The following is a 12,799-nucleotide window of genomic DNA, read 5'->3' on the forward strand; positions in this document are numbered from 1 at the left end:
CCCGCAGATGACCCTGACCCTGACGTCCGTCCTCGTCGCCAACCGGGGCGAGATCGCCGTACGGATCTTCCGCAGCGCCCGCGCCCTGGGCCTGGCCACCGTCGCCGTGCACTCCGACGCCGATGCCGACGCCCTGCACGTACGCCGCGCCGACGCGGCCGTGCGGCTGCCCGGCACCGCCCCCGCCGACACCTACCTGCGCGCCGACCTGATCGTGGCGGCGGCCCTCGCGGCGGGCGCCGACGCCGTCCACCCCGGCTACGGGTTCCTGTCCGAGAACGCCGGCTTCGCCCGCGCCGTCCGCGACGCCGGGCTGACCTGGATCGGGCCGCCGCCCGAGGCCATCGAGGCCATGGCGTCCAAGACGCGGGCCAAGGACCTCGTGCGGGCCGCCGGGGTGCCGCTCCTGGACCCCGTCGACCCGGCCGACGTCACCTCCGCCGACCTGCCCCTGTTGCTCAAGGCCGCGGCGGGCGGCGGTGGCCGCGGGATGCGCGTCGTACGGGACCTCGACCGCCTCAAGGAGGAGCTGGAGGCCGCCCGCGCCGAGGCCCGCTCCGCGTTCGGCGACGACGAGGTCTTCGCCGAGCCCTACATCGAGCGGGCCCGCCACGTGGAGGTGCAGGTCCTCGCCGACACCCACGGCACCGTCTGGGCGCTCGGCACCCGCGACTGCTCGCTCCAACGGCGCCACCAGAAGGTCATCGAGGAGGCGCCCGCGCCCGGCCTGCCGGAACCCCTGCGCGAGCGCCTCCACCAGGCCGCCGTCGCCGCCGCCCGGGCCGTCTCCTACGAGGGCGCCGGCACCGTCGAGTTCCTCGTCACCGCCGACGGGCGCCCGTACTTCCTGGAGATGAACACCCGCCTCCAGGTGGAACATCCCGTCACCGAAGCCGTCTTCGGCCTCGACCTGGTGACCCTCCAACTGCGGATCGCCGAGGGCGCGGCGCTGGCGCCGCAGCCCCCCGCGCCCGCCGGGCACGCCGTCGAGGCCCGGCTGTACGCGGAGGACCCGGCCCGGGACTGGCGGCCGCAGACCGGGGTGCTCCACACCCTCGCCGTGCCCGGCGAGGTGCGCGTGGACACCGGGTTCGAGGACGGTGACGGCGTCGGCGTGCACTACGACCCGATGCTGGCCAAGGTCGTCGCCCACGCCCCGACCCGGGCCGAGGCCGTCCGTTCCCTCGCCCACGCCCTCGCCGGAGCGCGCATCCACGGCCTGACCACCAACCGGGACCTCCTCGTACGGTCCCTGCGGCACCCGGACTTCACCGCCGGACGGCTCGACACCGGCTTCTACGAGCGCCACCTCGCCGCCCTCACCGAACCCGCCCCGGACGCGGAACGGGCCGCCTCGCTGGCCGCGCTCGCCGCCGCCCTCTCCGACGCCGCCCCCACCCCCGACGCCCCGCTCGCCACCCGCCTCGGCGGCTGGCGCAACCTCCGCTCCCAGCCCCAGGTACGGCGCTACGCCGTGGGCGGGGCCGAGTACGAGGTCGGCTACCACCCGGCCCGCAGCGGGCCGCCGGAACCCGTCGACCACCCCGGGGTCCGCGTCCTGGCCGTGGCACCGGGGCTCGTCACCCTCGAAGTGGACGGCGTCCGACGGGTGTTCCACGTGAAACACAAATCGAACAAGGGGGGCGTCGGCCCTGCCGAGGTCTACGTGGACGGAGCACTGGGCGCCCACACCCTGACCCGGCTGCCCCGGTTCGCGGACCCCGAGGACCGCACCGCCCCCGGCTCCCTGCTCGCCCCCATGCCCGGCACCGTCGTCCGCGTCGCCGAGGGCCTCGCCGCCGGCTGCGCCGTCACCGCCGGACAGCCCCTGCTCTGGCTGGAGGCCATGAAGATGGAACACCGCATCGTCGCCCCCGCCTCCGGCACGCTCACCGCGCTCCACGCCGCGATCGGCCACCAGGTCGAGTTCGGCGCCCTGCTCGCCGTAGTCCAGGAGGAAACGCCCGCATGAGCAACTCCGTTGTGGAATCCGAAGAGCACCAGGCCCTGCGCGCCGCCGTCGCCGCCCTCGGGCAGCGCTACGGCCGCGAGTACCTCGCCCGCACGGCCCGTGAGGGCCGGCACCCCGACGAGCTGTGGGCCGACGCCGCCAAGCTCGGCTATCTCGGGGTCAACCTCCCCGAGGAGTACGGCGGCGGGGGCGGCGGCATCGCCGAACTCTCCATCGTCCTCGAAGAGCTGGGCGCCGCCGGGTGTCCGCTGTTGATGATGGTCGTCTCGCCCGCCATCTGCGGCACCGTGATCTCCCGCTTCGGCACCGAGGCCCAGAAGCGGGCCTGGCTCCCCGGCCTCGCCGACGGCACCCGCACCATGGCCTTCGGCATCACCGAACCCGAGGCCGGCTCCAACTCCCACCGCATCACCACCACCGCCCGCCGGGACGGGGACGGCTGGGTCCTGACCGGCCGCAAGGTGTTCATCTCGGGTGCGGACATCGCGGACGCCACCCTGATCGTCGGCCGCACCGAGGACGCCAGGACCGGCCGGCTCAAGCCCTGCCTGTTCATCGTGCCGCGCGAGACGCCCGGTTTCTCCCGCTCCGTCATCGACATGGAACTCCAGGCGGCGGAGAAGCAGTTCGAGCTGGTGCTGGACGAGGTCCGGCTGCCCGCCGAGGCGCTGGTCGGCGAAGAGGACGCGGGCCTGCTCCAGCTCTTCGCCGGACTCAACCCCGAGCGGATCATGACCGCCGCGTTCGCCATCGGCATGGGCCGGTACGCCCTTGCCAAGGCCGTCGACTACGCCAAGACCCGCCAGGTCTGGAAGGAGCCCGTCGGCGCCCACCAGGCCATCGCCCACCCCCTGGCCCAGTCCCACATCGAACTGGAACTGGCCCGGCTGATGATGCGCAAGGCCGCGCTCCTCTATGACGCGGGCGACGACACGGGCGCGGGCGAGGCGGCCAACATGGCCAAGTACGCCGCCGCCGAGGCGTGCGTACGGGCCGTGGACCAGTCCGTCCACACCCTGGGCGGCAACGGCCTCACCCGCGAGTACGGCCTGGCCTCCCTCGTCACCGCGTCCCGGGTGGCCCGGATCGCCCCCGTCAGCCGGGAGATGATCCTCAACTTCGTCTCGCACCAGACCCTGGGCCTGCCCAAGTCCTACTGAGGCCCGCGCCCGGCCCCGCCGCGGCGGCCGGCCGGCCGGCCCGTAGGGCGCCTCACCCCCGGCCCGGGGCCGAGTGTCGTCGTGGCGGGCGGACGAGCCGCCTGCTGACCGGTGCGGCCGTCGCGGGGCCGTCCCGGCCCCCCGGCGGGGCGTCCGCAGGCGGTCTCGGCTTTCACACCCCGCTCGCGAGGTCACCCGGTCCCCGTCCCCGCTCCCCTCCCCACCCGTCCCGCTCCCAGTGGCTCCCAGCCCGGCCCGCTTCGGGCCGGGCCGTACCCGGCCCGCCGCGACCGGTCGCGCCTTACGCGGGGTTGGCTTGGCGGGCAGGGGGCGGGGCCGCATACCCTCCCACCGGGGAGGACCCCCCGACCGGCCCAGCCCCTCCGGAGGAGACATGGCCCCACTCGTGCACGCCGGCCAGGCGACCGGCATCACCACCCTCACGCTCGACTCCCCGGGCAACCGCAACGCCCTCTCCGCGGACCTCGTCGGCGAGCTGCGCGCGGCCCTCGCCGAGGCCGCCGGGGACCCGACGGCCCGCGCCGTCGTCCTCACCCACACCGGCACCACCTTCTGCTCCGGCGCCGACCTCAAGTCCCCGTGCGACCCGGCCGACTTCCTGGCCCTGCTCCGGGAGCTCGCCGAGCACCCCAAACCCGTCGTGGGCCGCGTCACCGGGCACGTCCGGGCGGGCGGTCTCGGGTTGCTCGGCGCCTGCGACATCGCCGCCGCCGGGCCGAGTTCCACGTACGCCTTCACCGAAACCCACCTCGGGGTCGTGCCGGCCGTCATCTCCGCGCCGCTGCTGCCGCGCCTGGACCCGCGCGCGGCCGCCCGGTACTTCCTGACCGCCGAGGCGTTCGACGCCGCGGAAGCCGCCCGCATCGGCCTGCTCACCCTGCACGGCGAGGACGTCGACGAGGCGCTCGCCCCCGTGCTCGCGGGTCTGCGCAAAGCCGGCCCCGCGGCCCTCGCCGCGACGAAACGGCTGCTGACCGCTCCCGTCAGGGCCGCGCTCGCCGAGGACGGCGCCGCCCTGGCCGAACTGTCGGCCCGCCACTTCGCCTCCGCGGAGGCCCGCGAGGGCATCACCGCCCGCTTCGAACGCCGGGACCCGTCATGGGCACGGTGACCGGTCCCGGGCCGACGGCCGGCCCCAAGCAGGCCCGTAGCCGTGTCACCCGCCGCCACCTGCTGGAGGCGGCCGTCTCCTGCCTCGCGGAACACGGCTGGGCGGGCTCCACCGTCGCCGTCGTCGCCGAACGGGCCGGGGTCTCGCGCGGCGCGGCCCAACACCACTTCCCGACCCGCGAGAAGCTGTTCACGGCCGCCGTGGAGTACGTCGCCGAGGAACGCTCCACGGCCCTGCGCGAGCTGTTCCAGGCGGGCCCGGCCCCCCGGGCGGCCGTCGTGGAGGCCCTGGTGGACCTGTACACCGGGACGCTCTTCCGGGCCGCCCTCCAACTGTGGGTCGCCGCCTCGAACGAGGAGCAACTGCGCCCGCAGGTCAGCGGACTCGAAGCCCGGGTGGGCCGCGAGACCCACCGCATCGCCGTCGAACTGCTCGGCGCGGACGAGTCCGTGCCGGGCGTACGGGAAACCGTGCAGGGCCTCCTCGACATGGCCCGCGGTCTCGGCCTGGCCAACGTCCTCTCCGACGACACGGCCCGCCGGGCGCGCGTCGTCGGTCAGTGGGCCCGCATCCTGGACGCCGCGCTGGGCCCCTGAACCGGCCGTCCCCCAGCCCCCGGACACACGACGGGCGCCGCACCCCGACCGGGATGCGGCGCCCGTTGTCGCGCGCGCGGAGCGCGCGGGCCGTGCGCGGATCAGGCCGTCTCGGCGATGTCCGCGTAGCCCCGGATGTCCCGCGGGTCGCGCCGCCCCGGCCCGATGTAGCGGGCCGACGGGCGCACCAGGCGGCCCGTGCGCTTCTGCTCCAGGATGTGCGCCGACCAGCCCGCCGTACGGGCGCAGCTGAACATCGAGGTGAACATGTGCGCCGGGACCTCCGCGAAGTCCAGCATGATCGCGGCCCAGAACTCCACGTTCGTCGCGAGCACCCGGTCGGGCCGGCGGGCGTGCAGCTCCTCCAGGGCCGCCTTCTCCAGCGCGGCCGCCACCTCGTAGCGCGGCGCGTCCAGCTCCTTGGCGGTACGCCGCAGCACACGGGCGCGCGGGTCCTCGGCCCGGTAGACCCGGTGTCCGAAGCCCATCAGCCGCTCGCCCTTGTCCAGGGTCTTCTTCACGTACGCCACGGCGTCGCCGGTGCGCTCGATCTCCTCGATCATGCCGAGGACCCGGGACGGCGCCCCGCCGTGCAGCGGCCCGGACATCGCGCCGACGGCGCCCGAGAGCGCCGCCGCCACATCGGCGCCGGTGGAGGCGATCACCCGCGCGGTGAAGGTGGAGGCGTTCATGCCGTGCTCGGCGGCGGAGGTCCAGTACGCGTCGACGGCCTTGACGTGCCGGGGGTCCGGCTCGCCCCGCCAGCGGATCATGAACCGTTCGACGACGGACTCCGCCTTGTCGATCTCCTTCTGCGGAACCATCGGCAGTCCCTGGCCGCGGGCCGACTGGGCGACGTAGGACAGCGCCATCACGGCCGCCCGCGCCAGGTCGTCGCGGGCCGTCCGCTCGTCGATGTCGAGCAGCGGTTTCAATCCCCACACGGGGGCGAGCATCGCGAGCGCGGACTGCACGTCGACCCGGATGTCCCCCGAGTGCACGGGGATCGGGAAGGGCTCGGCGGCCGGCAGACCGGGGTTGAAGGCACCGTCGACCAGCAGGCCCCACACGTTCCCGAAGGAGACGTGGCCGACCAGGTCTTCGATGTCCACCCCCCGGTAGCGGAGGGACCCGCCCTCCTTGTCGGGCTCGGCGATCTCCGTCTCGAACGCGACGACCCCTTCGAGCCCGGGTACGAAGTCGGACATCAGGCGGCTCCTCAGATAGTGCGAACACGCGCGGCTCCCGGCGTGATTCGCGGTCCGGCGCGGTCATCCCCGTTGATGCCCGGCACGGCCGATGGTCATCCGTGCGGGGACCCTCGGACCGGCCCCAAGATTTTGTCCGTTCCGGATGGCCTGCGGAAGCGTGACATACGGCACACCCCCGGCGGTCGTACTGCGGCAGGATGGCCCGCGTGACCCACCAGGACCTTGATCCCGCGACCATGCGCAAGCACTACCGCTCCGAGATCCTCGACGAGGAGAACCTCGCCGGGGACCCGATGGGGCAGTTCGCCCTGTGGTTCCGGCAGACCGCCGCGTCGCACCTCTTCGAACCCAACGCGATGATCGTCTCGACCGCGAGCGCCGACGGCCGCCCCAGCTCCCGCACGGTCCTGCTCAAGCAGTTCGACGAGCGGGGCTTCGTCTTCTTCACGAACTACGCCTCCCGCAAGGGCCGCGAGATCGCCGAGAACCCCTACGTGTCGCTGCTGTTCCCGTGGCACCCGATCGCCCGCCAGGTCAGCGTGACGGGCACCGCCGCCCGGATCGGCCGCGACGAGACGGCCGCGTACTTCCGCTCCCGGCCGCACGGCTCGCAGCTCGGCGCCTGGGCCAGCGCGCAGTCCCAGGTGATCGGCTCCCGCGCGGAGCTGGACCGGCGGTACGCGGAACTGGCGGAGCGCTATCCGGAGGGCGAGCAGGTGCCCGTGCCGCCGGAGTGGGGCGGCCTGCGGGTGGTGCCCGAGACGGTGGAGTTCTGGCAGGGGCACGAGAACCGGCTGCACGACCGGCTGCGCTACGTCCGCGAGGGCGCGGACTGGCGCGTCGAGCGGCTCTGCCCGTAGGCGTCCGCCGGGAAAGCCCCGGCCCCCGGAGGTTTCGGGTGCCCGGGAACGCAGACGACCCGCGGGCTCGGGATCCTCTCCTGCAGTGAGAGGAGCCGGCCGGACGTACCGGCGAGCCCGCGGGTCGGGTGACTGCTTGGGATTGGCGCCTGGCGTTCCCGCCGGGCACCGCACTGGGTGCGTGCGACGACGGGCGCTTTAGCCCGCAGCCACCTCACGCGTCCGGTTTCCGTACATTTCGGGAACCACCTCCCTTCTCGTGTACGGCAGAGCCTACGAGCCCGTCCCCGGTCGCTCAAGCCATTTATCCGGCGGATTCGCGACGAGGGTCGAAACGGAAAAAACGGGACGATTCCGGGAAGGGGGTGTGGGCTGCGTCACGTTCCAGTTCAATGATCTGACGTGCCGCATACGCGAACACCTGCAGGGGGTGCCAGGTGAGTGTTTCCGGACGTGACGAGACGACCGACGATCTGCTCGCAGCGCTGCTGGACGGGATGGACGCGGCGTTGTGCGCGTTCGACGCCGACGGTGTGATCACGCACTGGAACCGCGAGGCCGAGCGGATCCTGGGCTGGACCGCCGCCGAGGCGGTCGGCCGGCGCGGGTTCGCCGGGTGGGCCGTGCGCGCCGCCGACGCCCAGGACGTGGAGGAACGGCTGATGTCCGCCCAGGACGTCCCGGGCCGGCACGTCCACGAGTTCGCGCTGCTGACCAAGGACGGCGGGCGGGTCCTCGTCCGGACCCAGTCCGCCGGGGTCCCGGGCGCCGACGGCAAGCCCGCCGGCGTCTACTGCGCGTTCAGCGAGGTCCACGCGCAGATCGACCTGGAGCGCTCCATCGCGCTCAGCGAGGCCCTGCTGGAGGACGCCTCCTGGGGGGTCGTCCTGGTCGACGTGGACTTACGCCCGGCGGTGGTGAACCTGCACGCCGCCCGGGCCTTCGGCTCGGGGCGCACCGCCCTGCTGGGGCGCCCGCTCGGGGAACTGCTGGCGCAGGGCGTCGAGGAGCTGGAGGGCGCGCTCCAGCACGTGCTGGCGGAGGGCGCGCCGCCGGCGCCCGTGGAGCTGTGGGTGACGGTCCGTACGCCCGAGGGGGTGCGGCGTCGGTGCTGGCGCTCGGGGTTCCTGCGGCTGGCCTCGCCGCTGGCGGAGGAGCCGGTGCCGCTCGGGGTGGGGTGGCTGTTCCAGGACGTCACCGAGGCCAGACGGGCCGAGTTGGACACCGGGCAGCTGCGGTTCCGCTCCAACCAGCTCTACCGGGCCGGGCGGGCCGCCGCCGAGTGCGAGGACCCGGCGGAGGCGGCCGCCGTACGGCTGGACTTCGCCCTGGCCGGCTTCGCGGAACACGCGCTGGTGGACCTGCTGGACGTACTCGACGGCCCGGACCCGGCCGGCCCGGGGCGACGCAGGCGGCTCGTCCGCTCCGCGGTGTCGGCGTCGGGGCAGACGCTGCTGCTGCCGGCGCCGGGTGCGATCCCGGTCCGGTACGCGGGCGCGCACCCGGCGTTGCAGGCCCTGGACCGGATCGGCCCGGTACGGGCCAGCGTCCCGGCCGGGGAGCCTGCCGGGGAGTGGGCGCGGGCCCGGCACTGGCCGCCGGACGCGGCGCACGCGCTGTGCACGGTGCTGCGCAGCCGGGGCCGCACCCTGGGGGCGCTGACCTTCCTGCGCGGCCCGTCGCGGGCCGCCTTCGAGCGCGCGGACGCCCTGTACGCGGAGGAGGTGGCTTCCCGCGTCGCGGCGGACCTGGACCTGGCCCGCCGCACGGCCGCCCGCCCGGCGGACCTCTGAGCGCGGCCCGTACGGCCCGCGAGTCGTTCGGCGAGCTAGTGGCGGAAGAAGATCCGGTCGCCGTACTCCCGCATGACGCGGCCGTTCCACTCGTGGCCGCCGTCCACGTTGCCCGAGCGCAGCAGCGGCGGTTCGATCCCGCGCGCGGCCAGCCCGCCGGCCGCCGCCGCCATCACGGCCTGCATGATCGCGCAGGTCACGACGGTGGAGGCGGGGGCGAACGGCGCTTCGATGCCGTCGAGGCTCAGCTCGGCGTCGCCGACCGCGATCTTGCTGTCGAGGACGATGTCGCAGTGGTCCTTGAGGAAGGTGCCCGACGCGTGCCGCGACCGGGTCTCGGCCGTGTAGGCCACCGAGGTCACGCCGATGACCGTGAGGCCGAGCGCGCGGGCGTTCATCGCCATCTCCACGGGCAGGGCGTTGCGCCCCGACAGGGAGATGATCACGAGGACGTCGCCCTCGGCGGCCGGACTGCTGTCCAGCACGGCGGCGGCGAGGCCGTCGACGCGCTCCAGGGCACTGCCCAGGGTGGCCGGCATGACGTCGATGCCCGCGGTGCCGGGTACGGCGAGGAAGTTCATCAGGGCCAGCCCGCCGGCCCGATAGACCACGTCCTGGGCGGGCAGCGAGGAGTGCCCGGCGCCGAAGGCGAAGAGCCGCTTCCCGGCGGCGACGGCGTCGGCGATCGCTGCCGCCGCGGCGCCGATCGGCCCGGCCTCCTCGTCCCGCACCCGCTCCAGCAGACCGATGGCGGCGTCGAAGAACTGCCCGGCCAGCTTGCTCTCGCTCATACGCCGAAGGCCCTTCCAGGGGTGGGGTGCGGGTGGGTTGCGTCGGTGTCCGCCGCTCACCGTGCGGTCTGGACCAAGGGCGTGTCAATACGAACGTCAATCCGTGGGACGGAAGGCCCGCGGCGGTGGGAACGGGCCCCGGGCGGATGTGCCGTACCGGCCGTGACGTTCGGCAGGGACGGTTGTCGGCCCGATGCGTCAGAATTGGGGGCAGGGCCAGCGCACGCAATCCGAGGGGCACGAATGTCCGGACTGATCGACACCACGGAGATGTACCTCCGCACCATCCTCGAGCTGGAAGAGGAAGGCGTGGTCCCCATGCGCGCCCGGATCGCCGAGCGGCTCGACCAGAGCGGCCCGACGGTGAGCCAGACGGTCGCCAGGATGGAACGCGACGGCCTGGTGGCCGTGGCCAGCGACCGGCACCTGGAGCTGACGGAGGAGGGGCGCCGGCTGGCGACGCGCGTGATGCGCAAGCACAGGTTGGCCGAGTGCCTGCTCGTCGACGTCATCGGCCTGGAGTGGGAGCAGGTGCACGCCGAAGCCTGCCGCTGGGAGCACGTGATGAGCGAGGCGGTGGAGCGGCGCGTACTGGAGCTGCTGCGCCACCCGACGGAGTCGCCGTACGGGAACCCGATCCCGGGACTGGAGGAGCTGGGCGAGAAGGCCGAGGCCGACCCGTTCCTGGAGGCCGGCATGGTCAGCCTCTCGGAGCTGGACCCGGGCAGCGAGGGAAAGACGGTGGTGGTGCGTCGGATCGGCGAGCCGATCCAGACGGACGCGCAGCTGATGTACACGTTGCGGCGGGCCGGTGTGCAGCCGGGATCGGTGGTGAGCGTGACGGAGTCGCCGGGCGGGGTGCTGGTCGGCAGCGGTGGCGAGGCGGCGGAGCTGGGCGCCGAGGTCGCCTCGCACGTGTTCGTCGCCAAGCGCTGAAGCGGACCGGACCGGACCGGGTCGAACCGGCCGGGCGCCGACCGGGGTGCCGGCGGGGCGCCGTCCCGGGGTGTTGACGGGTCGCCGGTCGGGAAACCGGCCGGTGCCCGCGTGTCGATGCCGGCGACGCGGGCACCGGAGCGGTAATGAACGGTCCCGGCGCCTTTCGGCGCCGGGACCGGTCCTCCCCTGACTGACCTGGAGCCCCGAGCTCTCAAGGTCATCCCCTTCGGACCGTCTTCCCCGAGCGGCCCGCCTCCCTGTGGAAAGGATCTCCATCGGCAGCGGCGGCCAATCCTTGAGCAAGGTCACTCGAAAGAGCGGTGTTGTCGGCGAGAACGCCGTTTTCGAATACGGGTTCGATACCCTGGCGGGGATCGAAGGGGGTGCATCTGCGGTGGTACAGCGCATCGATGTCACAGGGGCCGACGGCGTACGCCTGGCCGCCTGGGAGTTCCTCGCACCGGGCCGTGAGGGCCGGGCGGAACACCCCGCGCCCGGGGAGCCGGAGCGGCCCGCCGTGCTGTTACTCCACGGCCTGATGGGTCGCGCCCTGCATTGGGCCGGCACCGCCCGCTGGCTCGCCGAGCGCCACCGGGTCGTGGCCCTGGACCAGCGGGGGCACGGTCACAGCGGCCGTCCGCCGGCCGGCCCCGACGCCCCGGACGCGCCGGCGGCGTTCGGCCGCGAGGCGTTCGTCGCCGACGCCGAGGCCGTCGTGGAGCAGCTCGGCCTCGCCCCCGTGACCCTGATCGGCCACTCCATGGGCGCCCTCACGGCCTGGCAGCTCGCGGCCCGCCGCCCGGACCTGGTGGAGGCCCTCGTCATCTGCGACATGCGGGCGTCCGCGCTCGGTGAGGCGTCCCAGCGGGAGTGGGAGGACTGGTTCCGCCGCTGGCCGCTGCCCTTCCCCACCCAGGACGCGGCCCGCCGGTGGTTCGGCGAGGACGACCCCCGGGTGGACCGTCCCGACCCCGGCCGCGGCGCGTTCTTCGCCGAGGTCATGCACCGGGCCGAGGACGGCTGGCGCCCCCTCTTCTCCCGCCGCCAGATGCTGACGGCCCGTGAGACGTGGGTCCATGACGCGCACTGGGAGGAACTGGCCCAGGTCAGCTGCCCGACGCTGGTCGTGCGCGGGCTCGACGGCGAACTGGGCCGCGCGGAAGCCCAGGAGATGGTCCGCGTCCTCCCGGCGGGCCGGTACGCCGAGATCCCGGACGCCGGCCACTACGTGCACTACGACCAGCCGGCCGCCTGGCGCGCGGTGCTGGAACCCTTCCTGGACGGCGTCCGGGCCGCTTCCTGACGGACTCCCGGATACCGCCTGGGTGTTTCGGCGTGCCAGGACGGAGGATGCGGGGACACGGCCCGCGCGGGCGGGGCGTGGTGGAGGGGGAATGCGAGACGTGGACGGGCACGAACTGCTGGCGCAACGGTTCGAGGAGCACCGCGGGCACCTCAAGGCCGTGGCCTACCGCATGCTGGGCTCCCTCGGCGAGGCCGAGGACGCCGTACAGGAAGCCTGGCTGCGGCTCGGCCGCAGTGACGTCGGCGCGGTGGAGAACCTCGGCGGGTGGCTGACGACCGTGGTGTCGCGGCTGTGCCTGGACGCCCTGCGCTCGCGCGCGACCCGGCGCGAGGATCCGCTGGAGACCTTCATCCCCGACCCGATCGTCAGCCGTGAGACGGTGACCGATCCCGAGCAGCAGGCCATGCTGGCCGACGCGGTCGGGTTGGCGCTGCTGGTGGTGCTGGAGTCGCTGTCGCCCGCCGAGCGGCTCTCGTTCGTCCTGCACGACATGTTCGCCGTGCCCTTCGACGAGATCGCCCCGCTGCTGGAGAAGACCCCGGCGGCCGTACGGCAGTTGGCGAGCCGTGCCCGCCGCCGCGTCCAGGGCCAGGCCCCGGCCCCGGACCCCGACCTCGGTGAGCAGCGGCGCGTGGTCGACGCGTTCTTCGCCGCCGCCCGCGAAGGGGACTTCGACGCGCTCGTCTCGGTGCTGCACCCCGACATCGTCCTGCGCTCCGACGGCAGTGCCGGACGCGCCCGCCGGACGATCGTCCTGAACGGCGCCCGGACGGTGGCCTCCCAGGCGCTCACGTTCAGCGGCCTGTCGCCGTTCGTCCGCCCGGCGCTCGTCAACGGCGCGGCCGGCGTCGTCGTCGCCACGAAGGGACGCCCGCTCTCGGTCATGGCCTTCACCGTCACCGACGGCCTGATCGTCAGCATCACCGCGATCGGCAACCCCGACCGGCTGGCCTCCCTGGACCTCGCCGGAATCGAGGTCTGACCCCACACCCCGGCCCCGCCCGCCCCAACGGGGTGAGCGGGGCCGGGCCCCTTCGCC

The 12,799-nt window shown here is 74.2% G+C and carries 11 protein-coding genes; 9 read left to right on the forward strand and 2 right to left on the reverse strand.

Features of this window, described 5'->3' with window-relative positions:
• Positions 1 to 7 precede the first annotated feature (7 nt).
• The 4 genes from ACFVXJ_RS20875 to ACFVXJ_RS20890 all read left to right on the forward strand — a co-directional run bounded on the left by ACFVXJ_RS20875 (position 8) and on the right by ACFVXJ_RS20890 (position 4,860).
• On the forward strand, positions 8 to 1,972 hold the full coding sequence (locus ACFVXJ_RS20875; RefSeq protein WP_389663565.1) for a biotin carboxylase N-terminal domain-containing protein: 1,965 nt from the start codon (positions 8 to 10) through the stop codon (positions 1,970 to 1,972).
• Positions 1,969 to 3,132: an acyl-CoA dehydrogenase family protein gene (locus tag ACFVXJ_RS20880; protein WP_389663566.1), complete on the forward strand. Its 1,164-nt coding sequence runs from the start codon at positions 1,969 to 1,971 to the stop codon at positions 3,130 to 3,132. The genes ACFVXJ_RS20875 and ACFVXJ_RS20880 overlap by 4 nt, the downstream gene beginning before the upstream one ends.
• A gap of 394 nt (positions 3,133 to 3,526) precedes the next feature.
• Positions 3,527 to 4,264 (forward strand): enoyl-CoA hydratase family protein, encoded by a 738-nt coding sequence (locus tag ACFVXJ_RS20885; RefSeq protein WP_389663568.1) that lies wholly within the window; start codon positions 3,527 to 3,529, stop codon positions 4,262 to 4,264.
• Entirely contained in the window at positions 4,252 to 4,860 is a 609-nt protein-coding gene (locus ACFVXJ_RS20890) for a TetR/AcrR family transcriptional regulator (RefSeq protein WP_389663570.1), read from the forward strand. The genes ACFVXJ_RS20885 and ACFVXJ_RS20890 overlap by 13 nt, the downstream gene beginning before the upstream one ends.
• 101 nt (positions 4,861 to 4,961) lie before the next feature.
• Here the strand turns inward: ACFVXJ_RS20890 and ACFVXJ_RS20895 are convergent, their stop codons facing one another.
• Complete coding sequence (locus ACFVXJ_RS20895) at positions 4,962 to 6,068, reverse strand: citrate synthase 2 (protein WP_389663572.1); 1,107 nt, start codon at positions 6,066 to 6,068, stop codon at positions 4,962 to 4,964.
• A gap of 200 nt (positions 6,069 to 6,268) precedes the next feature.
• Between ACFVXJ_RS20895 and pdxH the strand changes: the two genes are divergently transcribed.
• Both pdxH and ACFVXJ_RS20905 read left to right on the forward strand, forming a co-directional pair.
• On the forward strand, positions 6,269 to 6,931 hold the full coding sequence (gene pdxH / locus ACFVXJ_RS20900; RefSeq protein ID WP_389663574.1) for a pyridoxamine 5'-phosphate oxidase: 663 nt from the start codon (positions 6,269 to 6,271) through the stop codon (positions 6,929 to 6,931).
• Positions 6,932 to 7,368: 437 nt separating this feature from the next.
• Positions 7,369 to 8,724 (forward strand): PAS domain-containing protein, encoded by a 1,356-nt coding sequence (locus ACFVXJ_RS20905; RefSeq protein WP_389663576.1) that lies wholly within the window; start codon positions 7,369 to 7,371, stop codon positions 8,722 to 8,724.
• Positions 8,725 to 8,759: 35 nt separating this feature from the next.
• Here ACFVXJ_RS20905 and ACFVXJ_RS20910 read toward each other — a convergent pair whose 3' ends face one another.
• Positions 8,760 to 9,515, reverse strand: coding sequence for an SIS domain-containing protein (locus tag ACFVXJ_RS20910; protein ID WP_389663577.1), 756 nt, complete (start codon positions 9,513 to 9,515; stop codon positions 8,760 to 8,762).
• 243 nt (positions 9,516 to 9,758) lie between these two features.
• Between ACFVXJ_RS20910 and ACFVXJ_RS20915 the strand changes: the two genes are divergently transcribed.
• From ACFVXJ_RS20915 to sigJ, 3 genes are all read left to right on the forward strand, one after another.
• Positions 9,759 to 10,451, forward strand: coding sequence for a metal-dependent transcriptional regulator (locus ACFVXJ_RS20915; protein ID WP_136217024.1), 693 nt, complete (start codon positions 9,759 to 9,761; stop codon positions 10,449 to 10,451).
• A 397-nt stretch (positions 10,452 to 10,848) separates the two neighbouring features.
• Positions 10,849 to 11,757: an alpha/beta fold hydrolase gene (locus tag ACFVXJ_RS20920; protein ID WP_389663579.1), complete on the forward strand. Its 909-nt coding sequence runs from the start codon at positions 10,849 to 10,851 to the stop codon at positions 11,755 to 11,757.
• A gap of 91 nt (positions 11,758 to 11,848) precedes the next feature.
• Positions 11,849 to 12,742 carry an RNA polymerase sigma factor SigJ gene (sigJ, locus tag ACFVXJ_RS20925; protein ID WP_389663580.1) on the forward strand — a complete coding sequence of 298 codons (894 nt, stop codon included), beginning with the start codon at positions 11,849 to 11,851 and terminating at the stop codon, positions 12,740 to 12,742.
• The last annotated feature ends 57 nt before the right edge of the window (positions 12,743 to 12,799 follow it).

This window comes from Streptomyces sp. NPDC058279 (assembly GCF_042881255.1).
Classification (GTDB): Bacteria; Actinomycetota; Actinomycetes; order Streptomycetales; family Streptomycetaceae; genus Streptomyces.

Excerpts from the sequence above, each read along its gene's own strand:
- ACFVXJ_RS20890 (WP_389663570.1), top strand. The coding sequence starts at position 4,252 with ATGGGCACGGTGACCGGTCCCGGGCCGACGGCCGGCCCCAAGCAGGCC.
- ACFVXJ_RS20910 (WP_389663577.1), bottom strand. The coding sequence starts at position 9,515 with ATGAGCGAGAGCAAGCTGGCCGGGCAGTTCTTCGACGCCGCCATCGGT.
- ACFVXJ_RS20875 (WP_389663565.1), top strand. The coding sequence starts at position 8 with ATGACCCTGACCCTGACGTCCGTCCTCGTCGCCAACCGGGGCGAGATC.
- ACFVXJ_RS20885 (WP_389663568.1), top strand. The coding sequence starts at position 3,527 with ATGGCCCCACTCGTGCACGCCGGCCAGGCGACCGGCATCACCACCCTC.
- ACFVXJ_RS20915 (WP_136217024.1), top strand. The coding sequence starts at position 9,759 with ATGTCCGGACTGATCGACACCACGGAGATGTACCTCCGCACCATCCTC.
- sigJ (WP_389663580.1), top strand. The coding sequence starts at position 11,849 with ATGCGAGACGTGGACGGGCACGAACTGCTGGCGCAACGGTTCGAGGAG.
- ACFVXJ_RS20895 (WP_389663572.1), bottom strand. The coding sequence starts at position 6,068 with ATGTCCGACTTCGTACCCGGGCTCGAAGGGGTCGTCGCGTTCGAGACG.
- ACFVXJ_RS20880 (WP_389663566.1), top strand. The coding sequence starts at position 1,969 with ATGAGCAACTCCGTTGTGGAATCCGAAGAGCACCAGGCCCTGCGCGCC.
- pdxH (WP_389663574.1), top strand. The coding sequence starts at position 6,269 with ATGGCCCGCGTGACCCACCAGGACCTTGATCCCGCGACCATGCGCAAG.